The 26,650-nt window shown below is 71.9% G+C and carries 25 protein-coding genes; 18 read left to right on the top strand and 7 right to left on the bottom strand.

Going from position 1 to position 26,650, the window contains the following annotated elements; translation table 11 throughout:
- The first annotated feature begins 14 nt into the window (after positions 1-14).
- Positions 15-1,574 carry a PLP-dependent aminotransferase family protein gene (locus QUY26_RS20040; protein WP_289948624.1) on the top strand — a complete coding sequence of 520 codons (1,560 nt, stop codon included), beginning with the start codon at positions 15-17 and terminating at the stop codon, positions 1,572-1,574.
- On the opposite strand, the gene QUY26_RS20035 is transcribed toward QUY26_RS20040, so the two are convergent.
- Entirely contained in the window at positions 1,571-1,999 is a 429-nt protein-coding gene (locus QUY26_RS20035) for a winged helix-turn-helix transcriptional regulator (RefSeq protein WP_289948622.1), read from the bottom strand. The genes QUY26_RS20040 and QUY26_RS20035 overlap by 4 nt on opposite strands.
- A 107-nt stretch (positions 2,000-2,106) precedes the next feature.
- Between QUY26_RS20035 and QUY26_RS20030 the strand changes: the two genes are divergently transcribed.
- The gene (locus tag QUY26_RS20030) at positions 2,107-2,913 is read left to right on the top strand and encodes an NAD(P)H-binding protein (protein ID WP_289948619.1); all 807 of its coding nucleotides are present in this window, start codon (positions 2,107-2,109) and stop codon (positions 2,911-2,913) included.
- 229 nt (positions 2,914-3,142) lie between these two features.
- Here QUY26_RS20030 and QUY26_RS20025 read toward each other — a convergent pair whose 3' ends face one another.
- Entirely contained in the window at positions 3,143-3,649 is a 507-nt protein-coding gene (locus tag QUY26_RS20025) for an ATP-binding protein (protein ID WP_289948617.1), read from the bottom strand.
- A 204-nt stretch (positions 3,650-3,853) separates the two neighbouring features.
- On the opposite strand from QUY26_RS20025, the gene QUY26_RS20020 reads away from it, so the two are divergent.
- The 9 genes from QUY26_RS20020 (at position 3,854) to QUY26_RS19980 (ending at position 14,265) form a co-directional block, all read left to right on the top strand.
- Entirely contained in the window at positions 3,854-4,741 is an 888-nt protein-coding gene (locus QUY26_RS20020) for a hypothetical protein (RefSeq protein WP_289948614.1), read from the top strand.
- A gap of 193 nt (positions 4,742-4,934) precedes the next feature.
- The gene (locus tag QUY26_RS20015; protein WP_289948612.1) at positions 4,935-5,675 is read left to right on the top strand and encodes a YcnI family copper-binding membrane protein; all 741 of its coding nucleotides are present in this window, start codon (positions 4,935-4,937) and stop codon (positions 5,673-5,675) included.
- A gap of 72 nt (positions 5,676-5,747) precedes the next feature.
- Positions 5,748-6,437: an SCO family protein gene (locus QUY26_RS20010; RefSeq protein WP_289948608.1), complete on the top strand. Its 690-nt coding sequence runs from the start codon at positions 5,748-5,750 to the stop codon at positions 6,435-6,437.
- Entirely contained in the window at positions 6,434-7,045 is a 612-nt protein-coding gene (locus tag QUY26_RS20005) for a copper chaperone PCu(A)C (protein ID WP_289948605.1), read from the top strand. The genes QUY26_RS20010 and QUY26_RS20005 overlap by 4 nt, the downstream gene beginning before the upstream one ends.
- Positions 7,046-7,061: 16 nt before the next feature.
- A complete protein-coding gene (locus QUY26_RS20000; protein WP_289948602.1) occupies positions 7,062-9,155 on the top strand; it encodes a copper resistance CopC/CopD family protein in 2,094 nt (697 codons plus the stop codon).
- Between the two features lie 6 nt (positions 9,156-9,161).
- Positions 9,162-10,421, top strand: coding sequence for an iron uptake transporter deferrochelatase/peroxidase subunit (efeB, locus tag QUY26_RS19995; RefSeq protein WP_289948601.1), 1,260 nt, complete (start codon positions 9,162-9,164; stop codon positions 10,419-10,421).
- Between the two features lie 79 nt (positions 10,422-10,500).
- Complete coding sequence (gene pheA, locus QUY26_RS19990) at positions 10,501-11,436, top strand: prephenate dehydratase (RefSeq protein WP_289948599.1); 936 nt, start codon at positions 10,501-10,503, stop codon at positions 11,434-11,436.
- Positions 11,437-12,148: 712 nt separating this feature from the next.
- Positions 12,149-13,438, top strand: a complete 1,290-nt coding sequence (gene serS / locus QUY26_RS19985; protein WP_289948598.1) for a serine--tRNA ligase — start codon at positions 12,149-12,151, stop codon at positions 13,436-13,438.
- Positions 13,435-14,265 (top strand): HAD family hydrolase, encoded by an 831-nt coding sequence (locus tag QUY26_RS19980; RefSeq protein WP_289948597.1) that lies wholly within the window; start codon positions 13,435-13,437, stop codon positions 14,263-14,265. Before serS ends, QUY26_RS19980 begins: the two co-directional genes overlap by 4 nt.
- A gap of 388 nt (positions 14,266-14,653) precedes the next feature.
- Here QUY26_RS19980 and QUY26_RS19975 read toward each other — a convergent pair whose 3' ends face one another.
- From QUY26_RS19975 to QUY26_RS19955, 5 genes are all read right to left on the bottom strand, one after another.
- The gene (locus QUY26_RS19975) at positions 14,654-14,929 is read right to left on the bottom strand and encodes a hypothetical protein (RefSeq protein ID WP_289948595.1); all 276 of its coding nucleotides are present in this window, start codon (positions 14,927-14,929) and stop codon (positions 14,654-14,656) included.
- 172 nt (positions 14,930-15,101) lie between these two features.
- A complete protein-coding gene (locus QUY26_RS19970) occupies positions 15,102-15,824 on the bottom strand; it encodes an ABC transporter permease (RefSeq protein WP_289948590.1) in 723 nt (240 codons plus the stop codon).
- A gap of 11 nt (positions 15,825-15,835) precedes the next feature.
- Positions 15,836-16,747, bottom strand: coding sequence for an ABC transporter ATP-binding protein (locus QUY26_RS19965; protein ID WP_289948587.1), 912 nt, complete (start codon positions 16,745-16,747; stop codon positions 15,836-15,838).
- Positions 16,748-16,796: 49 nt separating this feature from the next.
- On the bottom strand, positions 16,797-17,678 hold the full coding sequence (locus tag QUY26_RS19960) for an ABC transporter permease (RefSeq protein ID WP_289948583.1): 882 nt from the start codon (positions 17,676-17,678) through the stop codon (positions 16,797-16,799).
- On the bottom strand, positions 17,668-18,687 hold the full coding sequence (locus tag QUY26_RS19955; RefSeq protein ID WP_289955849.1) for an ABC transporter ATP-binding protein: 1,020 nt from the start codon (positions 18,685-18,687) through the stop codon (positions 17,668-17,670). Before QUY26_RS19955 ends, QUY26_RS19960 begins: the two co-directional genes overlap by 11 nt.
- A gap of 392 nt (positions 18,688-19,079) precedes the next feature.
- Between QUY26_RS19955 and QUY26_RS19950 the strand changes: the two genes are divergently transcribed.
- The 7 genes from QUY26_RS19950 to QUY26_RS19920 all read left to right on the top strand — a co-directional run bounded on the left by QUY26_RS19950 (position 19,080) and on the right by QUY26_RS19920 (position 26,628).
- Complete coding sequence (locus QUY26_RS19950) at positions 19,080-19,931, top strand: M24 family metallopeptidase (protein ID WP_436840368.1); 852 nt, start codon at positions 19,080-19,082, stop codon at positions 19,929-19,931.
- A complete protein-coding gene (locus tag QUY26_RS19945; RefSeq protein WP_289948581.1) occupies positions 19,928-21,709 on the top strand; it encodes an SDR family oxidoreductase in 1,782 nt (593 codons plus the stop codon). The genes QUY26_RS19950 and QUY26_RS19945 overlap by 4 nt, the downstream gene beginning before the upstream one ends.
- 89 nt (positions 21,710-21,798) lie before the next feature.
- Positions 21,799-22,707 (top strand): metal-dependent hydrolase, encoded by a 909-nt coding sequence (locus QUY26_RS19940; RefSeq protein WP_289955847.1) that lies wholly within the window; start codon positions 21,799-21,801, stop codon positions 22,705-22,707.
- A 201-nt stretch (positions 22,708-22,908) separates the two neighbouring features.
- Positions 22,909-23,841, top strand: coding sequence for a MerR family transcriptional regulator (locus tag QUY26_RS19935; RefSeq protein ID WP_289955846.1), 933 nt, complete (start codon positions 22,909-22,911; stop codon positions 23,839-23,841).
- 266 nt (positions 23,842-24,107) lie between these two features.
- On the top strand, positions 24,108-24,554 hold the full coding sequence (locus QUY26_RS19930; protein WP_289948580.1) for a hypothetical protein: 447 nt from the start codon (positions 24,108-24,110) through the stop codon (positions 24,552-24,554).
- A 160-nt stretch (positions 24,555-24,714) separates the two neighbouring features.
- Positions 24,715-25,617, top strand: coding sequence for an LLM class flavin-dependent oxidoreductase (locus QUY26_RS19925; RefSeq protein WP_289948576.1), 903 nt, complete (start codon positions 24,715-24,717; stop codon positions 25,615-25,617).
- Between the two features lie 144 nt (positions 25,618-25,761).
- Positions 25,762-26,628: a Cof-type HAD-IIB family hydrolase gene (locus QUY26_RS19920; RefSeq protein ID WP_289948575.1), complete on the top strand. Its 867-nt coding sequence runs from the start codon at positions 25,762-25,764 to the stop codon at positions 26,626-26,628.
- Positions 26,629-26,650 lie beyond the last annotated feature (22 nt).

Raw genomic sequence — 26,650 nt, 5'->3', positions numbered from 1 at the left:
TAGGGTGCATTTCCATGGCGGAATCCTGGGTCAATTCGGCGGAGAGCGTCGGCAGGGACCTGCACCTGGAGCTGTCCGGCGGCGGCAGTCGCAGAGCCGCGCTCATCCGCGCCCTGCGCGCCGCCGTGCAGGACGGACGCCTCGCCCCCGGCACCCGCCTGCCCCCGTACCGCTCCCTGGCCGCCGACCTCGGCGTCGCCCGCAACACCGTCGCCGACGCCTACGCCGAACTCGTCGCCGAGGGCTGGCTGACCGCCCGGCAGGGCTCGGGCACCCGCGTCGCACTGGGGGTCTCCCCTGTTCGAGCGGAGCCGGGAGCGCGGGGCAGGACCGCGCCCCCGCCCCGCGTCCGCGTGCCCAAGCGCTCGCCGAACGTCCCCGCGAAGCCCGCGCACAACCTCGTCCAGGGCCAGCCGGACGCCGGTTCCTTCCCCCGCGCCGCCTGGCTCGCCGCCGCCCGCCGCGCGCTGACCGCCGCGCCCAACGAGGCCTTCGGGCCCGGTGATCCGCAGGGCCGGATCGAGCTGCGCCGGGCGCTCGCCTCGTACCTGGCGCGGGTGCGCGGGACCAGGACAGATCCTGACCGGATCGTGGTGTGCTCCGGTTTCGCACACGCCCTGCGGCTGCTGTTCGCCGGTCCCGGTGGCGGCGCGGGCGGCGGGGCGCTGAGCGGGCCTTCCCCACGTTCTCGGCTCCGCTCGAACAGAGGAGACCCCGTTGCCGTGGAGGCGTACGGGCTCGGCTTCCACCGCTCGATCCTGGACGCGGCGCGGGTACGGACGTTGCCCCTGGGGCTGGACGAACACGGCGCCCGCGTCGAGGAGTTGGCGGACGTGCCGGGGCCCGTGCGGGCGGTGCTGCTCACGCCCGCGCACCAGTTCCCCACCGGCGGGCCGCTGCACCCCGCGCGCCGCGGCGCCGTCGTCGACTGGGCCCGCACGCACGGCGGGCTGATCCTGGAGGACGACTACGACGGCGAGTTCCGCTACGACCGGGAGCCCGTCGGCGCCGTCCAGGGCCTCGACCCCGAACACGTCGTGTACGTCGGGTCGGTGAGCAAGAGCCTGTCGCCGGCCGTGCGGATCGGCTGGATGGTTCTTCCGGAACACCTGGTCGGCGCGGTCGTCGCCGCCAAGGGCGAGCGGGAGGCCTGGGTGAGCGTCCTGGACCAGCTCACCCTCGCCGACCTCATCGACTCCGGCCACTACGACCGGCACGTCCGCCGCATGCGCCAGCGCTACCGGCGCCGCCGCGACCACCTCGTCACCACCCTCGCCGAACACGCCCCGCACATCTCCGTCACCGGCATCGCGGCAGGCCTGCACGCCGTGCTGCGGCTGCCGCCCGGCACGGAGGCGTCCGCCGTGAAGGCCGCCGCGTGGCAGGGCGTCGCCCTGGAGGGCCTGTCGGGCTACCGGCACCCGGAGGCGGCCACGCACGCGCCGGACGGCCTGGTGGTCGGGTACGCGACACCGCCCGAGCACGGGTACGCGGCGGCGATCGAGGCACTGTGCCGGGTGCTGCCACCGGCGGCGGAGGAAGAAGCGGAGCGGGGCCCCGCCGGGGACGGCTAGGCGTCGGCCGCGGACCGCGCGTCGTACTTCTCCCGCGCCTTGGCGATCGCCGGGCGGTGGGCGATCGACCAGTCCGCGAGGGACTTCACGAGGTGGGTGAGGCTGTGGCCCATCTCCGTCAGCTCGTACTCCACCTGCGGCGGGATCGTGGGGTGCACGGTGCGCTTGACCAGGCCGTCGCGCTCCAGACGGCGCACCGTCAGGGTCAGCATGCGCTGCGAGATGCCGCCGTGGATGCGGCGCTGGAGCTCCTTGAACCGCAGGACTCCGGAGGCGAGTTCGACCACCACGTAGACCGACCACTTGTCGCCGAGCCGGTCCAGGACGTCCCGGACCCCGCACTCGTCCTGCGGCGTCTCGCAGCTGATCACCGGCTTGTCCGCGAGCGCGCCGGAAGTGGTTACCGCCGTGTGCCCTGCTGACATCGAAGTGCCTCCTTACGTGATCGTCCGCCGCCGACCACGATGTTTCCCGGGCCCGGCGAGCACCGCCGACCGCTCTCCAGGAAACCAGAACGACGGGGGACATTCCCATGCTCATGATCACCGGCGCCACCGGCGCACTCGGCAAGCTCGTCGCCGCCCGCCTCGCCGACCGCGACGACGTCGTCGTCGGCACCCGCGCCCCGGCCCCCGGACAGCGCCGCGTCGACTTCGACGACCCGTCGTCTCTGGACTTCACCGGCGTCGACACCCTGCTCGTCATCTCGGCCGGTGCCGCCGAGGACGACGTCGTCGCCGCCCGCCACGAGGCCGTGATCTCCGCCGCCGAGAAGGCGGGCGTCGGCCACCTCGTCTACACCAGCCTCAGCGGCGACGGCGACCACCTCACGTACGCCCTCGCCCACCGCTGGACCGAACGCAGACTGCGCCGCTCCCCGCTGAACTGGACGGTCCTCCGCAACGGCCTGTACGCCGAGTTCCTGGCCGCGATCGCCGCCCCGGGCCCCGACGGCACCGTCGCCGCGCCCCTCGGCGACGGCCGCCTCGCCGCCGTCGCCCGCGAGGACCTCGCCGACGTCGCCGTCCGCGTCGCCACCGACCCGGCCCCGCACGCGGGCCGCACCTACGAACTCGTCGGTGAACAGGCCCTGGGCGGCGCCGACCTGGCCGCGGCGGTCGAAGGCCGCTACGAACCCGGCACCCTCGCCGCGACCCGCGAGGCCGTCACCGCCTCCGGCGACGCCCTGCCCTTCCAGGTGCCGATGCTCCTGAGCACCTACTCGGCGATCGCGGGCGGCTTCCTCGACGGCACGTCGGTCACGGACAACCAGCTGCGCGCGCTGCTCGGCCGGGCGCCGCGGCCGGCCATCGAGGTGTACGCGGCGACAGTGCGGTGAACCGGCCCTTGCGCCTCCGGCCCCGCCACTTCCGGATTCCGCGCCATTCCGCGTTATTACGCATCATCCCGCGTCATTCCGCGTCGAGGGCGCGCAGGACGCACCAGGCGATGAACTCGGCGGTGCCGTCGAGCACTTCGGGGCCGAGGTTGGGCTCGGCACCGCCGTGCAGGGCGACGTCGACGTACGGACAGCGCCAGCAGCAGCCCGCCGTCGCGCTGACGACCGACTACGCGCTGACGAGCGGCGCGTCCTCCCGCCACTTGAGCACCTTGTCGAAGCTGATCACCGCGCCACCGCGCCCCGGCTTGTTGCCGAAGTCCACATGGTCGGCGAGCTCCCGGATCAGACACAGGCCCCGGCCGCTCTCGGCGGGCTCGGCGGGCGCGACGGACTTGGGGGCGCGGGACGGGCGCCGGGTGCGGCGGCGGCCCCTGCGCCGTGCGGACATGCGGATACGGCCCGGCGGGAAGCCAGGGCCGGAGTCGGCGACCTCGATGCGACAGGTCTCGCCGTCCAGATACGCCGTGACCCGGTACGCGCCCCCGCTCGCCCCGGGTGCCACGGCCCCGCCGTGCTCCACCGCGTTCGCGCAGGCCTCCGTGAGTGCCAGCGACAGCTCGTACGAGACGTCGGGGTGCACCCCCGCGCTCTCCATCGTGCCCATCAGCAGGCGCCGGGCGAGCGGAACGCTCGCAGCTTCGCGCCGCAAATGGAGTGACCACCAGATGCTCATGCTCCAGCCTCCTGGCTGCGGCTCGACATACCGATACGTATTGCCGCGCGTCACCGCGAATAAGCGCCCACTTGACGTGATGCCGCCCATACGGCGGACGCGCCCGGCACCCCGTCCGGTGTAGCCCGGCCGCCCCGGGAATGCGCCGCCGCCCGCGGACCTGCCGTAGGAGACGGGTGAACCTGGTGCGATGATGGCCCGGCCATGACTGCCCCCCACCCGCGTCAGACACGCGCCGGAGCCGATGTCCGGCTCCTGCGGGCCGCGACCTTCGCCGCGGTCTGCGTCGTGCTGTCCGCCGGGGGCCACGTGCTCGCGTCCTGCGCCGCCGTCCCGCTGTGGACGCTGATCGCCGCCTTCGTCGTGGTGCTCGCCGTCGCCGTGCCCCTCGCCGGGCGCGAGCGGTCGCTGCCGGGCATCGCGGGGGCGCTCGCCGTCGGCCAGCTCGCGCTGCACGCGCTGTTCGGCCTCGGCCAGCAGCACAGCATGGCGATGGCCACGGCCGGGACGGGCGGCGGCTCGGGCGCCGCTTCGCTCGTCGAACGGGCGGCCCGCATCGCGTGCGGCGCGAGCGCGGCGACCATCACGCCCGTCCAGGCCCGGCAGATCCTGCGGAGCGCGGGCCTGGAACCGTCGGGCGGCGCCCACAGCGCCCACGCCCACGCCGGGGCCGACGCGGCCGCGCAGGCGACGGGCGCGGTGGCCTCGACGACATCGACGACGCCGATGCCCTCGATGGGCTCGTCGTCGGTCGCCGCGCTCCTCCCGTCCCTGCCGATGCTGCTCGCCCACGTCCTCGCGGCCCTCGCCGCGGGCTGGCTCCTGCGCCGCGGCGACCTCGCGCTCGCCCGTCTCGTACGGCTGTCCGCCCAGGGGGCGCACGGAGTCGCCGAGGCGGCGCTCGTACGTTCGCTGCGTGCCGCCCTCGCGCTGGTACGAGTCCTGCGCGCCGGGCTCCCCGGCGCGCCCCTGACGGGTCCTGTGTGCGCCCCGCACTCCCCGCCGCCGCCGCGGCCGCGGGCCGCCGCGCTCAAGGACACGGTGATCCGGCGCGGCCCGCCCGCGACGGCCGCACTCACGCTCGCCGCCTGACGCGGACCGCTCCTCCCGGCAATTCATCCCGGCGATTCATCGGAAGCGGTGCCGCTCGGCGCACCCGCGCGTGGCCGCAGCACGGCCCCGCGCACCGCGTCCCCTTCCGAACATCACAGTGCGTACGGCCGTATTCACCGTTCACCACGGGCACGACCGCCGTGACCACCTGCCGAAACTGGAGCATTCCGCCATGAAGTCCCTGACCCGCGTCTCCGTCGTCGCCGGCACCGCCGCCTCCGCCGTCCTGCTGCTCTCCGCCGTCCCCGCCTTCGCGCACGTGAGCGTCAGCCCCGAGGGCGTAGCGGCCAAGGGCGGCTACGCGACCGTCAACTTCAAGGTCCCCAACGAGCGCGACGACGCCTCCACCACCAAGCTGGAGGTCACCTTCCCCGCCGACCAGCCGCTCGCGTCCGTCATGACGCAGCCCGTGCCCGGCTGGAAGGCCAAGGTCACCAAGACCAAGCTGAAGAAGCCGATCGAGATCCACGGCGAGAAGATCGACGAGGCCGTCTCCAAGGTCACCTGGTCCGCCGACGGCAAGGGCATCGAGCCGGGCACCTTCCAGAAGTTCCCGCTGTCCCTCGGCCAGCTGCCCGAGGACGCCGATCAGATGGTGTTCAAGGCGCTGCAGACGTACAGCAACAAGGAAGTCGTCCGCTGGATCGAGCCGCAGCAGAAGGGCCAGGAGGAGCCCGACTTCCCGGCGCCCGCCCTCGCGCTGAGCGCCGCGTCCGACGACCACCACGGCGGCGACGCGTCCGACGACAAGGCCGCGGCCAAGGCCGACGCGAAGTCCGAGGGCAAGGAAGAGAAGGCCGCCGACAGCGACAGCAGCGACACCACCGCCCGCACCCTCGGCATCGTCGGCATCGTCGTCGGCGCCGCGGGCGTGGCCTTCGGTGTGCTCGCCGGTCGCCGCCGCAGCAGCTGAGCCAACCGCGGGACGCGCCGAGGGCCCCGGCCCCGGCGCGTCCCGGCCCCCTCACATCTGGGACATTTTCGTATGCGCAAGTTGACCAAGCAGACCACGAAGACGCTGTCCGCCGCCGCCGTCCTGACCGCGGCCGCCCTCACCCTGAGCGCGTGCGGCGGGGGCGACGGCAAGAAGCCGGTCGCCGAGGTGTCGATGGAGTCCGGCAAGGACAAGGCCGCGACGGTCCTCGACCGGCCGTTCAAGAAGCCGGACCTGGTCCTCAAGGACACCCACGGCAAGAAGTACGACCTGCGCGAGCAGACCAAGGGCAAGCCGGTGCTCCTCTACTACGGCTACACCAACTGCCCCGACGTCTGCCCGCTGACGATGAGCAACATCGCCGTCGCCAAGAAGACCTTGCTGCAGAAGAAGACCGTCACCAAGGCCGAGCTCGACAAGCTCCAGGTCGTCTTCGTGACCACCGACCCCGAGCGGGACACCTCGAAGGAACTCGGCAAGTGGCTCAAGGCCCAGGACCCCGAGTTCATCGGTCTGACCGGTGACTTCCCGACCATCCAGGCCAGCGGCCGCACCGTCGGCATCAACGTCGAGCCGTCCAAGAAGCTCAAGAACGGCAAGATCGAGTCGATGCACGGCACGCAGGTCATCGCCTTCTCGCCCAAGACCGACGCGGGCTATGCCGTCTACAACGGCAAGGACGCCACGGCCAAGGACTACGAGCAGGACCTCCCCAAGATCCTCAAGGGACAGAACCCGTGAACCACCGCACCACCCCCCGCCGTCGTCTCCTCACCGGCGGAGCCCTCGCCCTGACCGCGAGCCTGGTCCTCGCGGGCTGCGGCGACTCCGACAAGTCCAGCGGGAACGGCAAGAAGGAAGCGGCCGACAGCGCGGCCGCGAAGCCCGACCTCTCCGTCGGCGGCGCCTACATCCCCGTACCGGCGATGGACGACATGGCCGGCGGCTTCTTCACCCTCACCAACAAGGGCGCGGCCGACAAGCTCGTCTCCGCCTCCAGCCCGCTCGCGGGCAGCGTCACCCTGCACGCCACCGTCGGCTCCACGATGAAGGAGCGGAAGTCGTTCACCGTGCCCGCGAAGGGCACCCTCGACTTCTCCCGCGGCGGCAACCACATCATGTTCGAGAAGCTCAAGCACAAGCCGAAGCAGGGCGACAAGGTGGAGGTCACCCTCCGCTTCGAGAAGTCGAAGCCGATCACCGTCGCCATGCCGGTGAAGCCCGCCACGTACAACCCGGCGAGCTCCTCGAACAGCACCGAGCACGACCCGAGCAACGCGAAGACCCACTCCACCACCGACAAGCACGCGTCGACCGACGGGTCGACCGACATGCACGCGTCGCACTGAGGGGACTGAAGAGTTGATGCGGACCACCGCTCCCCGCCCGGGGCCGGCCGCCCTGAACGGCTACGGACGACTGCTGCTCGTCGCCGTCGCCCTGATCGTCGCCGTCCTCGGCTCCGTCCTGGCCGCCGCGGCGCCGGCCGGCGCGCACGCCGCGCTCACCGGCAGCGACCCCAAGCAGGGAGCGGTGGTCGACAAGGCACCCGAGCAGGTGTCACTGTCCTTCTCCGAGAAGGTCGCCATGTCCGACGGCTCCGTCCGGGTCCTGGACCCCGCGGGCAAGCGCGTCGACACCGGCAGGACCACCGACCTCGGCTCGCACTCCTACGGCGTGAAGCTGAAGCCGGGCCTGCCCGACGGCACCTTCACCGTCGCCTACCAGGTCGTCTCCGCCGACAGCCACCCCATCGCCGGGGCCTTCACCTTCTCCATCGGCGCGCCCTCCGCCACCAAGGTCTCGCTGCCCGACCAGAACGTCGGCGACGGGCTCGTCGGCACCCTCTACGACATCGCGCGCTACGTCGCCTACGCCGGGTTCACCGTCGTCGTCGGCGGTGCCGCCTTCGTCCTCGGCTGCTGGCAGCGCGGCGCGGGCGTCCGGCCGCTGCAGCGCCTGGTGGTCGGCGGCTGGCTCGCCCTCACCGGCGCCACCCTGGTGACCCTGCTCCTGCGGGCTCCCTACACGGGCTCAGGAAAGCTCGGCGACGCCTTCGACCTGGCGAAGCTCGGCGACGTACTGCAGACCAAGACCGGCGCCGCCCTGGTCTCCCGGCTGCTGCTCCTCGCGGCCGCCGCGCTGTTCATCGCCGTCCTCTTCGGGGCGTACGAGCGGCGCGAGGACGCCAAGGAGAAGCGGGACCTCGCCTTCGGCCTGGCCATCGGCGGCAGCGTCGTCGCCGTCGGCATCGCGGCCACCTGGGCGCTCGCCGAGCACGCCTCGACCGGCATCCAGGCCGGGATCGCGATGCCCGTCGACGTCCTGCACCTGCTCGCCGTCGCGGCCTGGCTCGGCGGGCTCGCGGCGCTGCTGCTCTGCCTGTACCGCGCGCCCGACATCGACGCGGCGGCGGTGAGCCGCTTCTCGCGCGTCGCCTTCGTCAGCGTCGTGGCGCTCGCGGCGACCGGCCTCTACCAGTCGTGGCGGCAGGTCGGCTCGTGGACCGCGCTCGTCGAGACCGGGTACGGGCAGTTGCTGCTCGTCAAGATCGGCCTCGTCGCCGTCCTCGTCGGCGTCGCCTCGGTGTCGCGGCGGTGGACCGGGCGGATCGCGGGGGAGGCCGGGGGGATGGCGCCCGAGGCCGCGGCCGCGACGGTGGTCGAACAGCGGGCCTCGCCCAAGAACTCGACCAAGAAGAAGAAGCCCGTCGCCGTGGCGCACAGCTCCAAGACGGGCGTCTCGGCGACCGTCGACACGGCCGACGGCGGCAAGGGCGGCGGCACGAGCGGGGGCGCCAAGGCCGACAACGGCAAGGGCGGCGGCACGAACGGTGCCGCCAAGGCCGACAGCGGCAAGGGATCCGGCGCCAAGGCCACCGGCCAGGACAAGCGTGCCGCCCAGCTCGCCCGGCAGCAGGCCGCCATGGACACCGCGCGCCAGAAGCGCATCCGCGACGCCGACCCGCACCGCTCGGGCCTGCGCCGCTCGGTGTTCGTCGAGGCGGGCGTCGCCGTGGTCGTGCTCGCCGTCACCACGATCCTGACCAGCACCGAACCGGGCCGCACCGAGGAGGAGGCCAAGAACGCCTCGGCCACGTCGGCGCAGCAGTCGGCGGGCCCGGTCAAGGTCGACTTCCCCTTCGACACCGGCGGCAAGGACGGCAAGGGGGACGTCCGCATGGAGCTGACCCCGGGCCGCACCGGCAGCAACGACCTGCACGTCTACGCGACCCGCCCCAACGGCAGCGCCTTCGACCTCCCCGAGGTCAAGGTGTCCTTCACCCTCAAGGCCAAGGACGTCGGCCCGCTGCCCGTGGCCCCCGACCGCATCGCGACCGGACACTGGAGCGCGAGCGGAGTGCAGATCCCGATGACCGGCAAGTGGCAGGTCAAACTGACCGTGCGCACCTCCGACATCGACCAAGTGACCCTCGACAAGAACGTGCAGATCGGCTGACCCACCATGGCGGACCACACCATTTCGCGACGGCGCCTGCTCGGTACGGCGGGCGCCACCGGCCTCGCGCTCGGCGCCGCGGGCGCCACCGCCGGGTACGCCGCGGCGACCTCGGACGCGTCCGACTCCGGGGGCGAGTCGTCGACGGCCCTGACCTCGCTCGGCACGGACGAGGTGATGTTTCACGGGAAACACCAGCCCGGGATCACCACGCCCGTGCAGTCCCGCGGCCATCTGATCGCCTTCGACCTGGCGCCGGGCGCCGGGCGCAAGGAGGCGGCGGCGCTGCTGCGCCGCTGGTCGGCCACCGCCAAGCAGTTGATGGCGGGGGAGCCGGTGGACGGCGGCGGCCCCGACACCGGCGTCGCCCTGGACGCGGGCCCCGCCGCGCTCACCGTCACCTTCGGCTTCGGCCACGGCTTCTTCCGCCGCACCGGCCTGGAGAAGCAGCGCCCGGCCGCCCTCGACCCGCTGCCGGACTTCTCCTCCGACCGCCTCGACAAGTCCCGCAGCGGCGGCGACCTGTGGGTGCAGATCGGCGCGAACGACCCGCTCGTCGCCTTCCACGCGCTGCGCGCCCTGCAGCGGCAGGCCGGTGCGGCGGCGAAGGTGCGCTGGCAGATGAACGGCTTCAACCGCTCGCCCGGCGCCACCGCCCGCCCGATGACGGCCCGCAACCTGATGGGCCAGATCGACGGCACGAACAACCCGAAGCCGTCCGACGACGACTTCAACAAGCGGATCTTCGTGCCCGAGAAGCCGGACGGCACGGACCCCGCCTGGATGGCCGGGGGCTCCTACGCCGTCGTGCGCCGCATCCGCATGCTCCTCGACGACTGGGAGAAGCTGGCCACCAAGGCCCAGGAGGAGGTCATCGGGCGCCGCAAGGCCGACGGGGCGCCGCTGACAGGCGGCACCGAGACCACCGAGATGAAGCTGGAGAAGACCGGCGCCGACGGCAAGCTCGTGGTCCCCCTCAACGCCCACGCCCGCATCACCCGGCCCGACCAGAACGGCGGCGCCGCGATGCTGCGACGCCCCTTCTCGTACCACGACGGATTCGACGCCAAGGGCGAGCCGGACGCCGGGCTGCTCTTCATCTGCTGGCAGGCGGATCCGCTGAAGGGCTTCGTGCCGGTGCAGCGCAAGCTCGACCGGGGGGACGCGCTCTCGGAGTTCATCCGGCACGAGGCGAGCGGTCTCTTCGCGGTGCCGGGGGGCGCTGGGGCCGGGGAGTACGTGGGGCAGCATCTGCTTGAGATGTGACGCGGGTCACATTGTATGCGCCCTTCGTTCGCCAGGGCCGGATGAGACGCGCCTCACGACGCGCCATTAGGGTGACGGCATGTCGGCGACGCGCTACACCTACCTCGGCCCTGAAGGCACCTTCACCGAAGCGGCCCTGCGCACCCTGCCGGAGGCGGCCACCCGGGAGCTCGTCCCGATGGTGTCCGTCCCGGCCACCCTGGACGCGGTGCGCGGCGGCGAGGCCGCGGCGGCGCTGGTGCCGATCGAGAACTCGGTGGAGGGCGGCGTCACCACGACCGTCGACGAGCTCGCCAAGGGCACACCCCTGATGATCTACCGCGAGGTGGTCCTGCCGATCGCCTTCGCGCTCCTGGTCCGCCCCGGCACGAAGCTCAAGGACATCAAGACGGTGACCGGCCACCCGGTCGCCCAGCCGCAGGTGCGCAACTGGCTCGGCGAGCACCTGCCGGACGCGCTGTGGGAGTCGGCGGCGTCGAACGCGGACGGCGCCCGCCTGGTGCAGGAGGGCCGGTTCGACGCGGCGTTCGCGGGCGAGTTCGCCGCGGCGACGTACGGCCTGGAGGCGCTGGTCACCGAGATCCACGACGCGGCCAACGCGGCGACCCGGTTCGTCCTGGTCGGCCGTCCGGGGCGGCCCGCCGCGCCCACCGGCGCGGACAAGACCTCCCTGGTCATCTGGCTCGGCGACGACCACCCGGGCGCGCTGCTCGAACTGCTCCAGGAGTTCGCGGTGCGCGGCGTCAACCTGATGCGGATCGAGTCCCGGCCGACGGGACAGGGCATCGGCAACTACTGCTTCAGCGTGGACGCCGAGGGTCACATCACCGACCGCCGGGTGGGCGAGGCGCTGATGGGCCTGAAGCGGATCTGCCCGAAGGTGCGCTTCCTCGGGTCGTATCCGCGCGCGGGCGTGGCGGTGGAGGACGTGCGGCCGCTGCGGCCCGGCACGTCCGACGGGGAATTCCTGGCGGCGTCGGACTGGCTGACGCAATGCCAGGACGGCCGTTTCTGAGCGACGCAGCAGCCAGGACGGCCGCTTCCGAGTGACGCCGCGCCAGAGCGGCCTCTTCCGAGCGTTCGCCGCGCCGTCGCCTGACGTTCCCCGGTGCTTCGTCATGACCTTCCGGCGGCCGTGGTCTTGGCTGAAAACGCAGTACTACCTGCAGATTTACGTTGTCCACAGAAGTTATCCACAGGTGCCCTTCTCGATCTGGGGACAAGTCGACAACGAACTACGACATCGTCGACAAAGCGATCCTCAGCCCCCAGTTGCGTCCACAGCCCCGCACATCACCCCTCGTCCATTCTTTTCCATTGATCAACTCTTTGGAGTTAACCATTTCCACTCGAAAGTTGGTCCAGAGGGGGTTTGGGGCAGGAATCCACCGACACGGAGGCGGCATTCGGAGCGACTCGTTCCGGTGTCCACAGATCTTTCGCACAGCCTGTGGATAACTTTCCGGACGTCCCCATTCCTGTGGACAACCGCCGCCCCAAGTCCCGTTCCCCACAAGGGGATCGAGTCAAGGCGTCGGCAGACATCTGCCCCGTTTCGGGGATTCGTGTCCGGTTTATTGACCCCCCGGATCGCGCGGCGATCTCCGGCCACCGGCACGCCACCCGTACGTCACTCCCGGGAATTCCCATTCCGGCAAAACGGTCATATCGCCCCGGAAGTGAATATCAAGTCGTGGGCCGGAACCGCGCGACGGTAGCCTTGAGGGGTGATTGACCTTCGCCTGCTCCGTGAGGACCCCGACCGTGTTCGCGCTTCTCAGCGCGCCCGTGGAGAGGACGTCGGCCTCGTCGACGCCCTGCTCTCCGCCGACGAGCGGCGCAGGTCCTCCGGGCTCCGCTTCGACGAGCTGCGCTCCGAGCAGAAGGCGCTTGGCAAGCTCATCCCCAAGGCCTCCGGCGACGAGAAGGCCGAGCTCCTGAAGAAGGCCGGCGAGCTCGCCGCCGCGGTGAAGGCCGCGAACGCCGAGCAGGACACGGCCGACGAGGACGCCAAGCGCCTCCTCCTCCAGCTCGGCAACCTCGTGCACGAGGACGTGCCGGTGGGCGGCGAGGAGGACTTCGTCGTCCTGGAGACGCACGGCACGATCCGCGACTTCGCCGCCGAGGGCTTCGAGCCCAAGGACCACCTGGAGCTCGGCGAGGCGCTCGGCGCCATCGACGTCGAGCGCGGCGCGAAGGTCTCCGGCTCCCGCTTCTACTACCTGACGGGCGTCGGCGCGCTCCTGGAGCTCGCGCTCGTCAACGCGGCCATCGCCCAGGCCACCGAGGCCGGGTTCACGCCGATGCTGACCCCCGCCCTGGTCCGCCCGCGCGCCATGGAGGGCACCGGCTTCCTCGGCCAGGCCGCCGAGAACGTGTACCACCTGGAGAAGGACGACTACTACCTGGTCGGCACCTCCGAGGTCCCGCTCGCGGCGTACCACATGGACGAGATCATCGACGCCGACAAGCTCCCCCTGCGGTACGCCGGGTTCTCGCCCTGCTTCCGCCGCGAGGCCGGGACGTACGGCAAGGACACCCGCGGCATCTTCCGGGTGCACCAGTTCGACAAGGTCGAGATGTTCTCGTACGTCGCGCCCGAGGACGCCGAGAACGAGCACAAGCGGCTCCTGGACTGGGAGAAGCAGTGGCTGACCGGCCTGGAGCTGCCCTTCCAGGTCATCGACGTCGCCTCCGCCGACCTGGGCGCCTCGGCCTCGCGCAAGTTCGACTGCGAGGCGTGGATCCCCACCCAGGGCAAGTACCGCGAGCTGACGTCCGCGTCGAACTGCGACAGCTTCCAGGCCCGCCGCCTCTCCGTGCGCATGCGCGCGGAGCAGGACGGCAAGAAGGCGGTCCAGCCGCTCGCGACGCTGAACGGCACGCTGTGCGCGGTGCCCCGCACGATCGTGGCGCTCCTGGAAAACCACCAGCTGCCCGACGGTTCCGTGCGCGTCCCCGAGGTCCTGCGGCCGTATCTGGGGGGCCGGGAGATCCTGGAGCCCCTCGCCAAGTGAGCACCGAGCCCACGGGCGGCTCCGGCCCGTCCTTTCCGTACCCGCTCGTCGCGACCGACCTCGACGGGACGCTCCTGTCCCCCGACGACACGGTCTCGGCGCGCACCCGGGACGCGCTCACGGCGGCCACCGCGGCGGGCGCGGCCCACATCATCGTCACCGGCCGCTCCGTCGCCTGGACCCGGCACGTCCTCGACGACCTCGGCTACGAGGGCATCGCCGTGTGCGGCCAGGGCGCGCAGGTCTACCACGCGGGCGAGCACCGGCTGCTGACCTCCGTGACCCTGGACCGCCAGCTCGCGGGCCTGGCCCTCGCCAAGATCGAGGCGGAGGTCGGCCCGCTGGCGCTCGCCGCGAGCCGCGACGGCCTGGAGGGCGAGGTCCTGGTCGGCCCCGGGTACGTGGTCCAGGAGGGCCCGCTCCCCGCCGTCCCGTTCACCGACGTCGCGGAGCTGTGGTCGGCACCGCTCAACAAGGTGTACGTCCAGCATCCCCGGCTGACCGACGACGAGTTGGCGGCCGTGGCGCAGCAGGCCGCGGGCGATCTGGTCGGCGTCACGATGGCGGGCGCGGGCATAGTGGAACTCCTGCCGCTCGGCCTGACGAAGGCGACGGGCCTGTCCCTCGCCGCCCGGCGCCTCGGCGTGAAGGCCGCGGACACGATCGCCTTCGGCGACATGCCCAACGACATTCCGATGTTCGCCTGGTCCGCCCACGGCGTAGCCATGGCCAACGCCCACGAGGACCTCAAGGCAGTGGCGAACGAGGTCACGGCCTCGAACGAGGAGGACGGCATCGCGGTGGTCCTGGAGCGGTTGCTGCCGTAAGGCGGCTCCGCGTACAGCCCCGGCCGACAGCCACTGCGACGTGGACGTGCAGAAGGCCGGACCCGGGGCACGGGAAGTTCCCGTGACCCCAGGCCCGGCCAGTGCGACGTTGGGTGGGCGGCCCGCGCAGCGAAACGTGCGCGCTCGAAGCGGCCGCCCCGGGCGATCCCCCGTGGCGCGGGCTCGGACGGAGTGCAGTGACTACTCCGGAGCCTGCCTCGGACCGCCCTGCCGGGAGCACGACGACGGGTGGTTGAACATCGTCGGCTCCTCTCCCAGAAGGTGAGCACCGGGGCGAGGCCCCGACGCGGTGACATCCCCTACTCTGCCGACCGCGACCCTGCCCCGCCACCGATTTTTCCCGCCGCAGAAGCGGCCGGCTGGAGCTCTACTTCCGGCGCCGCTTCTTGCGCCGCCGGCTGAAGAACCACCCGGCGGGCGGCTCGTCGGACCGCCAGGGCTGCGGCTCGGGCGCCCGGTCCCGCCACCGGGCGGAGAGCATCCGGGCGCGGGCCGACGGCTCGGCGGCCGCCGCGGACCGGACGAAGTCGTCGTCGAGGACCACGTCGTCCCACTGCTCGTCCCCGGCGCTCCCGGGGCCACCGGTCCCGCCGGTGGCCCCGGCTTCCCCGGCCTCTTCGTCCCGTCCCTTGTCCGATGCCATCGCGGCACCTCCTGGCAACAGCTGAAGCATCCCCCTCCCACCAGTGTCCGGGTGGGAGGGTGAAGACGACGTCAAGACTTCAAGCACCTGACTCCAGGCGACCCGGCTTCAGGCGCCCGGCTTCAAGCGCCCGACTTCGAGCGCCCGACTTCGAGCGCCCGACTTCGAGCACCTACTCGTCGCCGGCCAGCGTCAGCGTCCGCAGCTTCTGCCCGGCGAACCACGTGGCCCCGGCCGTGACCACGATCAGCAGGATCACCCCGGCGGGCAGGCCCACGTCGGAGGTGACCAGGTCACCGCCGTCCGCGGCCTTGTGGGCGACGGCGAGGGACCACTGCTGCACGCTGAGCGTGCGCGCCCCGGAGACCAGGGATCCGAACAGCGCCTCCCACACCAGGGCGTACACGAGGCCGAAGACCACCGCGTGCCGGGTGACCGTGCCGAGCAGCAGGAAGATCGCCGCGTACGCGATGGAGGAGACGAGGGCGGCGATGGTGTAGGCGACGGCGATCTGCTGGCCGTTGCCGTTGAGGATCGTGCCCGCGATGAACGTCGGGAGCGCCGAGAACGCCATGGTGACGGCGATGGCGACGGTGAGCTTGGTGACGATGATCGTGGGCCGTTTGACCGGCTTGGACAGCAGGTAGAGCACGGAGCCGTCGTCGATCTCGGGGCCGATCGCGCCGGTGCCCGCGATGACGCCGATGATCGGCACCATCGTGGCGAGCGCGAACCCGCCGAGCAGGTCGGAGGCGACCTGGTCGTCGGCGCCGCTGAGGGCGCGTACCGCCACGGAGATGACGATGAGCAGCAGCGGCAGGGCGAACAGGATGAGCGCTCGGCGGCGGCCGAGGAGGGCCCGGTAGGTGAGCCGGGCGACAGTGGGGTCGTACACGGTGGCTCCCTTCAGGCCGCGACGAGGTAGGAGAAGACCGACTCGAGCGACTCGTCCGAGGGCGAGACGGTCAGGAGCCGGATGCCGTGTTCGCGGGCGATGCGTGGCAACAGGGTGGTGAAGCGCCCGAAGTCGACGGCCTGGATGCGCAGCGCGCCCTCGTCGAGGTCGACTTCGATGCCCGCGGTGGACGGGTCGGCGATGAGTGCGGCGGCGAGCGTGCGGTCGTCGCTGGAGCGCACCAGGTAGCGGTGCGGCCGGTCCGTCATCAGGCGGCGGATCTTGCGGAAGTCGCCGCTGGCCGCGTGGCGTCCGGCGACGATCACCTCGATGTGCGAGGCGAGCTGTTCGACCTCTTCGAGGATGTGCGAGGAGAACAGGACGGTGCGGCCCTCGTCGCCCATCGTGCGCAGCAGCTCCATGAGTTGCATGCGCTGGCGCGGGTCCATGCCGTTGAAGGGCTCGTCGAGCAGCAGCACGGACGGCTCGTGGACGAGCGCGGAGGCCATCTTCACGCGCTGCCGCATGCCCTTGGAGTACGTGGAGATCTTGCGGTCCTGCGCGTACTCCATCTCGACCGTGGCGAGGGCGCGCTGGGCGGCCTTCTTGCCGAGGCCGTGCAACTCGGCGTTGGCGACGACGAATTCGCGGCCGGTGAGGAAGTCGTACATCCCCTCGCGCTCGGGGACGATGCCCAGGTGCTTGTAGATCTCCTCGTTGCGCCAGGTGGGCCGCTCGTCGAGGGTGACGCTGCCCGTGGAGGGGGCGAGGAAACCGCCCATCATGCTGATGAGGGTGGACTTCCCGGCGCCGTTCGGGCCGAGCAGGCCGGTGACTCCGGGGCTGATGGTCATCGTGATGTCGTTGACCGCCACCACGTTGCCGAACCAGCGGGAGACGTGGTCGATGCGCAGAGAGCTCATGGGCGCAGCCCATTCCTTGGGAGGGTGGTGGGAGACGGGAGGGACATGGCTAGAGCCCGGCCTTTCGGTAGCGGCGCATCAGGCCGGCGTAGCTGCCTGCGATGAGGGCGAGGACGACGAGGACGTACACGACGCCCGTACCGGCCGAGGGGCCCTGCTCCCCGGGGAAGGCGGACGTGGCTCCCAGGAAGGCGGTCTGCACGCCGTCGATGAGGGTGATCGGCGAGAACAGGCCGAGCCAGCTGATGGCTCCGGAGCTGCCCTGTTCGTGGGCGATGGCCTGGACGGTGGAGACCGCTCCGTAGGAGATGGTCAGGACGGCGATGACGGCGGCGATGCCGAAGCCGCGGCGCGGGGTCACCGCGGAGATGACCAGTGCGATCCCGGAGAACAGCACGGACAGCAGCGCCACGGAGACGAGCCCCTGGGCGAAGCCCTTCGTCTGGTCGGCGAAGTCGAGCTTGGCGAGCAGCGCGCCTACGTAGAGCACGACCAGCGGGAAGGCCGTGAGGATGAACAGGGCGCTCGCGAGTGCCGCGAACTTGGCGCGTACGTAGTCGACGCGTTCGATGGGGCGCGAGAAGTACAGGGGCACGGTCTTGAACCGCAGGTCCCTGGAGACCGTCTGCGGCGCCTGCGCGGCCAGGTAGAGGCCGATGACGGCCTGGAGCAGGATCGCGTAGCGCGTGTAGTCGACGGGGAGGTCGTTGGCCTTGGTGGCCACCGCGACCGCGACCATGATCAACGCGGGGGCGCACATGACCCCGAAGAGGATCATCGGCAGGACCTTGGACTTGGCGGAGCGGCCGAGGCCGTAGGCGCCGCGCAGGCTCTGCGAGAACAGCGAGCGGGTGGCGTACGCGCGGCCGAGGCGCTGGCCGTCGTAGTGGCGGTAGCCGATGTTGTGGATCTGGGTGGAGTCAGCGGGCATCGCGGCCGCCTCCCGTCTGCGTCTGCTCGGCGGCTGCGGCCGCCCAGGCGACGGCGCGCGCGGACGCCTGGTCGCTCTCGTCGGGCTTGCCGGACCGGCCGGACTCGTCGGTGCGGAAGACCTCCGCGATCTGGTGCCTGCGCTGTTCCATGCGGACCAGGCCGAGGCCGAGGTCGGCGACGACGTCCCGGACGAGGTCGTAGGTGTCCTCGTCCGCCGCCTCCAGGAGCACGGTGTGCCCGGCGCCGGGGAGGCCGCCGTTGTCGTCCTGGGTGGCGACGCCGCGGCCCTGGAGGGCCGCGCGCAGGGCGGCGGTGCCGTCCGGGTGCTCGTCGCTGTCGGTGACCTCGATGGCGAGGGTCGTCGTGCTCTGGGTGAAGTCCGTGGTGGAGCTGGAGCGCAGGAGCTTGCCGCCGTCGATGACGACGACGTGGTCGCAGGTGCGCTCCAGTTCGCCCAGGAGGTGCGAGGTGACGAGGACCGAGATGCCGAAGTCGGTGTGCACGCGGCGGATCAGGGCGAGCATCTCGTCGCGGCCGACCGGGTCGAGGCCGTTGGTCGGCTCGTCGAGGAAGACCAGCTGCGGGTCGTGCACCAGCGCCTGGGCGAGCTTCACGCGCTGCTTCATGCCGGTCGAGTAGCCGCCGATGGGGCGGTAGCGCTCTTCGTAGAGCCCGACATGGCGCAGGGTGTCCGCGGTGCGTTCGCGCGCGGCGGCCGGCGGCAGGCCCGACATGCGTGCCATGTGGACGACGAACTCGGTGGCCGAGACGTCGGGCGGCAGGCAGTCGTGCTCGGGCATGTAGCCGACGCGCTCACGAATCCGGCCGCCCTCGGTGGCGACGTCGAGTCCGAGCACGGCGGCGCGGCCCTCCGTGGCGGGGGACAGACCCAGCAGGATCTTGATCAATGTGGACTTGCCGGCTCCGTTGGCCCCGACGAGTCCGGTCACACCGGGTCCGATGTCCATGGAGAGCCGGTCAAGCGCGGTCACCCGGGGGAACCGCATGCTCAGGCTTTCGGTCGCGATCACAGTCACGGTTCGAACGTAGTGGCGTGGGCCACACGAAGGCGTCAGCCCTGAGGCTCGATCGACCGTCACTCTCGAGTATTACGGGCCCGTAAGGGTCGTCCGTAAGTCGCCCCCTACAGGTTCCCCCGGGTACGGCGTCGGGGAACTTCCGGACCTGTCCCGCGGGGTTGGGCAGAACTATTGACGCAGCCGTCAGCCATTGTCACATTCATCAGTGTCAAGTTACGAGCGCGTACGGAGACGACGGAGCGCGGGCGCGAGCGGGACGGCGCGTGCGCGGACACGGCGCGCGAGCGACACGGCGCGTGCGGACACGACGGACGGACGGTGGCATGACCTCAGCCATGACCTCGGCAGGGATCTCGGCAGTGACTTCGGCATCGAAGGGTGAACTCCCCGCGGATCTGCGGGGGTTCCGGCAGGTGCAGGCCCTCGCGTACGCGTGCGCGGAGGCCGTCGCCGCCCAGCTGAAGCCGGGGGTGACGGAGCGCGAGGCGGCGCGGATGCAGCGGGACTGGCTGCGCGAGCGGGGGGTGCGGGACTGGTTCCACCTGCCGTTCGCCTGGTTCGGGGACCGCACGGCGTTCACGAACTTCCGCATACCCCTGCAGTTCTTCCCGACCAACCGCAGGCTGGAGCCGGGGATGCCCTTCATCCTCGACATGGCCCCGGTGTTCCAGGGCTGCACGGCCGACATCGGCTACTCCGGCTGCCTGGGCCTGAACCCGGTGCACGACAAGCTCCTCGCGGACCTGGAGGCGCACCGCGAGCTGATCCTGCGCGAGGTCCGCGAGCGCCGCTCGCTGCGCGAGATCTACGAGGACGTGGACCGGCTCATGGTCCGCCAGGGGTACGCCAACCGCCATCGCGCGTATCCCTTCGGCGTCATCGCGCACAAGGTCGACCGGGTCAAGGAGCGCCGGTTCTCGCCGCACGTCTTCGGGTTCGGCACGCAGTCCCTGAAGGGCCTCGCCAGCGACGCGCTGCACGGCCACCGGGACGGCTGGTCGCCCCTGTGGTCGCCGTACAAGTTCTCCGACCACCCGCCGCAGCCGGGTCTGTGGGCGGTCGAGCCGCATCTGGGCTTCCGCGGCACGGGCGCGAAGTTCGAGGAGATCCTGGTCGTCACCGACTCCAAGGACCCCGAGCAGAGCGCCTTCTGGCTGGACGACGATCTGCCGCACGTGCGGCGCTGGGCCGAGGAGAGGGCTGCCGCATGACCACCGTCGATCTCTTGGGCGCGCGGGAGCGCTGGGTGCGCACGGGCGGCGTGGAGCTGTGCGTCGCCGAGCTGGGTGACGCGGCGCGGCCCACGGTGCTGCTCGTGCACGGCTATCCGGACTCCAAGGAGGTGTGGTCCGAGGTGGCCGCGCGCCTCGCGGACCGCTTCCACGTGGTGCTCTACGACGTGCGCGGGCACGGCAGGTCGACGGCACCGAAGCCGCTGCGCGGCGGTTTCACCCTGGAGAAGCTCACCGACGACTTCCTCGCCGTCGCGGACGCGGTCAGCCCGGACGAGCCGGTGCACCTGGTGGGCCACGACTGGGGCTCGGTGCAGTCCTGGGAGTTCGTGACGGTCGAGCGCACGCAGGGGCGGATCGCGTCGTTCACGTCGCTGTCAGGGCCGTCCCTCGACCACTTCGGGCACTGGATCAAGAAGCGCATGACGCGGCCGACCCCGCGCCGCGCCGCCCAACTCGTCTCCCAGGGCGCCAAGTCCTGGTACGTGTACATGCTGCACACCCCCGTCCTGCCCGAGCTGGCCTGGCGCGGCCCGCTCGGCAAGCGCTGGCCGAAAATTCTGCGGCGCCTGGAGAAGGTCCCCGCCGACGGCTATCCCACGCTGTCGCTGCCGTCGGACGCCGCGCACGGCGCCTGGCTCTACCGCGACAACGTCCGCGCCCGGCTGCGCAGGCCCCGCGCGGACGCCTACGCCCACGCACCGGTGCAGCTCATCGTCCCCTCCGGCGACATCTTCCTCTCCGAGAAGCTGTACGACGACCTGGAGTCGTGGGCACCGCAGTTGACCCGGCGCACCCTCCCCGCCAAGCACTGGGTGCCGCGCACCCGCCCGGACCAGCTCACGGCGTGGATCACGGAGTTCGTCTCGGCCCACGAAGGCGGCGGTCCGTCGGCCCTGGCGAGCGCGGCGGCCCCGGCGCCCGGCAAGCACGCCGAGCGGTTCGCGGGCCAGCTCGTCCTGGTCACGGGCGCGGGCAGCGGCATCGGGCGGGCCACGGCGTTCGCGTTCGCGGAGGCGGGCGCGCGGGTGATCGCCGTCGACCGGGACGCGGAGGGCGCGGCGCGCACGGCGGAGCTGTCCCGCCTCGTGGGCGCACCGGCGGCCTGGGCGGAGACGGTCGACGTCAGCGACGAACAGGCCATGGAGAAGCTGGCCGAGAAGGTCGCCACGGAGTACGGCGTGGTGGACGTCCTGGTCAACAACGCCGGCATCGGCCTGTCAGGATCCTTCCTCGACACCAGCTCCGAGGACTGGAAGAAGGTCCTCGACGTCAACCTGTGGGGCGTGATCCACGGGTGCCGTCTCTTCGGCAGGCAGATGGCCGAGCGCGGCCAGGGCGGACACATCGTCAACACCGCTTCGGCGGCCGCCTATCAGCCCTCCAAGGCCCTCCCGGCGTACAGCACGTCGAAGGCCGCCGTCCTGATGCTCAGCGAGTGCCTGCGCGCGGAGCTGGCCGGGCAGGGCATCGGGGTCTCGGCGATCTGCCCGGGCTTCGTGAACACGAACATCACCTCGACCGCCCGCTTCGCCGGGGTCTCCGCCGACGAGGAGAAGCGCCGCCAGAAGAAGTCCGCCCGCCTCTACGGCCTGCGGAACTACCCCCCGGAGAAGGTCGCCGACGCCGTCCTGCGCGCCGTCGTGCGCAATCAGGCCGTCGTCCCCGTCACCCCGGAGGCCCGCGGCGCCCACCTCATGTCCCGCTTCACGCCCAAGGCCCTGCGCGCGATAGCCCGATTGGAGCCACCGCTGTGAGCACGGAGACACCGGAAGAACGCGGCGAAGAACGCGGCGAAGAACGCGGCGTAGAACGCAAGGGAGAGCACCGGGAGGAGCACTACGCGATCGTGCCGCGCCGGGTCTCGTTCGACTGGGACGAGACCCCGCTGGACTGGATCCCGGACGAGCCCGTCGCCACGCACGTCATCAACGTCCTGCACCTGCTGCTCCCGGCGGGGGAGCGGTGGTTCGTGAAGGTCTTCAAGGAGGGCCTGCCGCTGGTCACCGACCCCGTGCTCCTCAAGGACGTCAAGGGCTTCATGGGGCAGGAGGCGACGCACAGCGTGCAGCACGCGCACGTGCTCGACCACCTGGCGGCGCGGCGCCTGGACACGGCCGACTTCACGAAGTACGTCGACTTCCTCTTCGAACGGCTCCTCGGGGACCGGACGCCGCTCGGGCCGCTGGTGTCGACGCAGGAGTGGCTGCGGTTCCGGCTCGCGGTGGTGGCCGCCATCGAGCAGTTCACCGCGGTGCTCGGCGACTGGGTGCTCGACGCCGACGGGCTCGACCGGGCCGGGGCGGACGAGGTCATGCTGGACCTGCTGCGCTGGCACGGCGCGGAGGAGGTGGAGCACCGCGCGGTCGCGTTCGACATGTACCAGCACTGCGGCGGCACGGGCGCGCCCCGGTACGCGCGGCGGGTGGCGGCCATGGCGGTCACGGCACCCGTGATGCTCTACCTGTGGATCTGGGGCAGCGCGTATCTGATCCGCCACGACCCACGGCTCGCGAGGGCGGCGGCGACGGGGGCGGCGAGGCGGCCCCGGCTGACCCCCCGGGCGTACAACAGGGCGGTCGACAAGGGCCTGCTGCCCTCCATGCGGCAGCTCGGCGCGGCCGTGCCCCGCTATCTGCGGCGGTCGTACCATCCGTCGCAGGAGGGCTCGCTGCGCAAGGCCGTCGACTATCTGGCGCAGTCGCCCGCGGCACGCACCGCGGCGGCGGTGGCGGGCCGCGCGGCCATCGCCTAGCACGGAGCGTCGGCAGTCGGGAGGGGCACAGGCGTGGTGGAGGACGGGTCGGCCACGGGGCCGCGTACGGAGTCGGCCACGGGGCCGCGTGCGGAGGAGTGGTCCGAGGAAGGCACCGCGGACGCGGCGGGCGCGCCCCGGGCGTCGGTGTCCGACCCGGGCGCGCACCAGGTCTCGGCGCCTGTCCCGGGTGAGCCTCGCGTGGAGTACCGCATAGAGGACCTCGCCCACCACAGCGGGGCCACGGTGCGCACGATCCGCGCCTATCAGGACCGCGGCCTGCTGCCCCGGCCCGAGCGGCGCGGCCGGTCCAACGTGTACGGGGACGCGCACCTGGCCCGCCTTCGCCAGATCGCCGACCTGCTCGACCGGGGGTACACCCTCGCCTCCATCAAGGAGCTCCTGGAGGCCTGGGACGCGGGCCGGGGCCTCGGCGGCGTGCTCGGCCTGGTCGCCGAGGTCGACGGGCCGTGGACGGACGAGAAGGCCGACCGGATCACGCGGGCGGAGCTGATCGAGGCGTTCGGCGGTGTCCCCGACCCGGCGGCGGTGGCGGACGCGGTCGCGCTCGGGGTCCTTGAGCCGCTGCCGGGGAACGACGACGAGTTCCTGGTGCCGAGTCCCCAAGAGCTCGCGGTGGCCGCGGAGTTGCACGCGGCTGGCGTGCCGCTGTCGGCGATCTCCAGCCATCTGCGGGAGTTGAGGGGGCAGGTCGAGCACATCGCGGCCCGTTTCCTTGAGTTCACCAACGAGTACGTCTTCGCGCGCTATCTCGGCGATCACCAGCCCACGGAGGCCGACGCGGCCGAGGCCGCCTCGCTCATCCGCCGCCTCCGCCCGCTCGCGCAGAAGTCGGTCGACGCCGAACTGGCGCGCGCGATGCGCTTGTTGGCCACCCGGAACCTGCGCCGCCACCTCGTCGCCGAGGAACCGCTCCGCAGGGGCGACGAGCCCGAGTACGTGGGCCTGCCCGCCGACACAATGCGCGCCGTTCAGGACCTTGTTGGGCGGGAGAACGCCGCGGCGTTCATCGCGGCGGCGGCCGAACGGGAAGTCCACAGCCGGACATTGGACAGACTTGCCCCAATTGACCCCAAAGAGGCATCAGTTACCCAAAAGCCGCCACGGGCCTGAGAGTTGTCCACAGAATCGTCAACGAGCCTGTGGATAACCGGACTTGGTTGTGGATCAAACCTGTGGGTCGGAATTCATCGATGAAAAGTCGGTGGCGAGAAATCGAGCCGGCGGAAAACGCACCGACGCGCGGAGGACGAGCAAGCGGGGAGAACGAGCAAGCGGGGAGAACGCCCGAGCGCAGAGAACGAGCGAGCGCGGAGGACGCCCGAGCGCGGAGGACGAGCAAACGCGACCGCGCCGTCGACCAGGCATGATCGGGAGACATGGAACACCTGCACAGCACCGAGGCCGCCGTCCGCGCGCTGCGCGCGACCGCGCGTGAGCACGAGCGGGAGATCGAGGTCACACACGAGATCGGAGCCGACCGGACCTCCCGCCGCACCGCCGCGGGCTTCGGGGTGACGACGGACCCGGACGGCTCGCTGCCGCACGAGGCGTTCGTGGAGTTCGGCGGCTCCCCGCGGCTCTCCGTACGCCTCTACCCCGACGACGACGCGCTGATCGAGGTCGAGGGAGTCGAGTGCCCCGACATCCCGCGCGACTCGGTGCCCGCGTTCGTGCGGTCGGTCCTCGGCGGCCTCGCGTACGTCAAGGGGCGCCGCTTCCCGCCCGGCTACTGGCTGGTCGTACCGCTGCCCGGCGACGAGACGTACAAAGAACTGATCCCCATGATCTCGCTCACGCCGTGGCTGAACGCCCGGGTCCGCTGAGCACGCCGCCGGGCACCCGACCGCCGGGCGAAAGACCCGGCAGGAGCGAGGGCGCGGCCACCGCCGGGCCCGCCGGGACCGTGCGGGCACCCGGCCACAACCTGCGGGCACCCGGCCACAAAGGGAAGGCGAGGCTCCGGACAGTCGTACGCTCAAGGGCATGAGTCTGCGTCTGAGCACCGTCATCCTGCCCGTCCGCCGCTGGCACGAGGGGGGCAGGGAGCGCTGGCAGCGCGCGGAGGACCTCGGTTTCCACACCGCGTACACCTATGACCACCTCTCCTGGCGGACCTTCCGTGACGGGCCCTGGTTCGGCGCGCTGCCGACGCTGACGGCCGCCGCGGCCGTGACCGAGCGGATCCGCCTGGGCACGCTCGTGACCTCGCCGAACTTCCGGCACCCGGTGACGCTCGCCAAGGAGCTGATCACCCTCGACGACGTGTCGAACGGCCGGATCACGCTCGGCATCGGCGCGGGCGGCAACGGCTTCGACGCCACCACGCTCCGCCGCGCCGACGAGGAGCCCTGGACGCCCCGGGAGCGCGCGGACCACTTCGGGGAGTTCCTGCCGCTGCTCGACCGGCTGCTCACCGAGGACTCGGTGACGTACGAGGGCGAGCGGTACGCGGCCCACGAGGCGCGGAACATCCCCGGCTGTGTACAGCGCCCCCGGCTGCCGTTCGCCGTGGCCGCCACCGGTCCCCGCGGCCTGCGGCTCGCCGCGCGGCACGGGCAGGCGTGGGTGACGACGGGCGACCCGAAGATCTCCGCGACGGGCACCCCGGAGCAGTCCCTGGAGGCCGTCCGCGGCCAGCTCGACAAGCTCGGCAAGGCCTGCGCGGACGTCGGCCGGGACGCCGAGGAGCTGGACAAGGTGCTGCTCAGCGGCTTCACGCCGGACCGGCCGCTGGACTCCTTCGACGCCTTCGTCGACTTCGCGGGGAAGCACGCGGCGCTCGGCATCGACGAGATCGTCCTGCACTGGCCGCTGCCCGGCACGGACTTCGGCGCGGACGAGAAGGTCTTCGAGCGCATCGCGACGGAGGCGCTCGCCCAGCTCTGACGCGAGCACGCGGCTCGCTCCGACCGCCCGACCGCCCGACCGCCCGGCGGACCGGAGGTGCGGCAGGGGCGCACGGGGGTGAGACGTACTCAGATGTGCGCCCCGCCACACAGCCGTGCGCGCATATGCGGGACAATCGCGTACGTGACCTCAACCACCCCACGGCCCCACGTCCCGGCCCCCACCGTTCCGCCCCGGCTGATCGCCACGGACCTGGACGGCACGCTGCTGCGCGACGACAAGTCCGTCTCGCAGCGCACCGTCGCCGCGCTCGCGGCCGCCGAGGCCGCCGGCATCGAGGTCTTCTTCGTGACCGGGCGCCCGGCCCGCTGGATGGACGTCGTCAGCGACCATGTGCACGGCCACGGCCTGGCCATCTGCGGGAACGGCGCCGCGGTGGTCGACCTGCACGGCGGCCCGGGCAGCCACCGCTTCGTGATGGTGCGGGAGCTGGAGCCCTCCGTCGCCCTGGAGGTGGTCGGCATCCTGCGGGCGGCGGCGCCCGGCACGTCCTTCGCGATCGAGCGCACCGGCGGGGTGCACCACGAACCGGCCTACCCGCCGCTGCACCTGGACCCCGCCGTCAGCGTCGCGCCCGCCGAGAAGCTCCTCAGGGCCGAGTCCGGCAGCGCCGACCAGCCCGTCCTCAAGGTCCTCGCCCACCATCCCGAGCTGTCCCCGGACGCGTTCCTGAGGCTGGCCCGGGTGGCCGCGGGCGACCGCGTGGAGATCACCCGCTCCAGCCCGACCGCGCTCCTGGAGATCAGCGGCCCCGGCGTCTCCAAGGCCAGCACCCTCGCGCTGTGCTGCGCCGAGCGCGGCATCAGCCATGAGGAAGTCGTCGCCTTCGGAGACATGCCGAACGACATCGAGATGCTCACCTGGGCCGGTGTCTCGTACGCCATGGGCAACGCCCACGCGGACGTGATCGCGGCGGCGTCCGCCCGCACGGTCGCCAACAACGAGGACGGCGTGGCCGTGGTCATCGAACGAATACTGGCCGAGCGGTAGACCTGGCGCGCACGCCCCGGGG

Origin of the sequence: Streptomyces flavofungini (genome assembly GCF_030388665.1) — a bacterium.
GTDB classification, from domain to species: domain Bacteria; phylum Actinomycetota; class Actinomycetes; order Streptomycetales; family Streptomycetaceae; genus Streptomyces; species Streptomyces flavofungini_A.
The sequence above is the reverse complement of the archived record's forward strand: the minus strand, read 5'-3'. Positions and strand labels throughout refer to the sequence as shown.

Excerpts from the sequence above, each read along its gene's own strand:
- QUY26_RS20040 (WP_289948624.1), top strand. The coding sequence starts at position 15 with ATGGCGGAATCCTGGGTCAATTCGGCGGAGAGCGTCGGCAGGGACCTG.
- QUY26_RS20035 (WP_289948622.1), bottom strand. The coding sequence starts at position 1,999 with ATGTCAGCAGGGCACACGGCGGTAACCACTTCCGGCGCGCTCGCGGAC.
- QUY26_RS20030 (WP_289948619.1), top strand. The coding sequence starts at position 2,107 with ATGCTCATGATCACCGGCGCCACCGGCGCACTCGGCAAGCTCGTCGCC.
- QUY26_RS20025 (WP_289948617.1), bottom strand. The coding sequence starts at position 3,649 with ATGAGCATCTGGTGGTCACTCCATTTGCGGCGCGAAGCTGCGAGCGTT.
- QUY26_RS20020 (WP_289948614.1), top strand. The coding sequence starts at position 3,854 with ATGACTGCCCCCCACCCGCGTCAGACACGCGCCGGAGCCGATGTCCGG.
- QUY26_RS20015 (WP_289948612.1), top strand. The coding sequence starts at position 4,935 with ATGAAGTCCCTGACCCGCGTCTCCGTCGTCGCCGGCACCGCCGCCTCC.
- QUY26_RS20010 (WP_289948608.1), top strand. The coding sequence starts at position 5,748 with ATGCGCAAGTTGACCAAGCAGACCACGAAGACGCTGTCCGCCGCCGCC.
- QUY26_RS20000 (WP_289948602.1), top strand. The coding sequence starts at position 7,062 with ATGCGGACCACCGCTCCCCGCCCGGGGCCGGCCGCCCTGAACGGCTAC.
- efeB (WP_289948601.1), top strand. The coding sequence starts at position 9,162 with ATGGCGGACCACACCATTTCGCGACGGCGCCTGCTCGGTACGGCGGGC.
- pheA (WP_289948599.1), top strand. The coding sequence starts at position 10,501 with ATGTCGGCGACGCGCTACACCTACCTCGGCCCTGAAGGCACCTTCACC.
- QUY26_RS19975 (WP_289948595.1), bottom strand. The coding sequence starts at position 14,929 with ATGGCATCGGACAAGGGACGGGACGAAGAGGCCGGGGAAGCCGGGGCC.
- QUY26_RS19965 (WP_289948587.1), bottom strand. The coding sequence starts at position 16,747 with ATGAGCTCTCTGCGCATCGACCACGTCTCCCGCTGGTTCGGCAACGTG.
- QUY26_RS19960 (WP_289948583.1), bottom strand. The coding sequence starts at position 17,678 with ATGCCCGCTGACTCCACCCAGATCCACAACATCGGCTACCGCCACTAC.
- QUY26_RS19955 (WP_289955849.1), bottom strand. The coding sequence starts at position 18,687 with ATGCGGTTCCCCCGGGTGACCGCGCTTGACCGGCTCTCCATGGACATC.
- QUY26_RS19945 (WP_289948581.1), top strand. The coding sequence starts at position 19,928 with ATGACCACCGTCGATCTCTTGGGCGCGCGGGAGCGCTGGGTGCGCACG.
- QUY26_RS19930 (WP_289948580.1), top strand. The coding sequence starts at position 24,108 with ATGGAACACCTGCACAGCACCGAGGCCGCCGTCCGCGCGCTGCGCGCG.
- QUY26_RS19925 (WP_289948576.1), top strand. The coding sequence starts at position 24,715 with ATGAGTCTGCGTCTGAGCACCGTCATCCTGCCCGTCCGCCGCTGGCAC.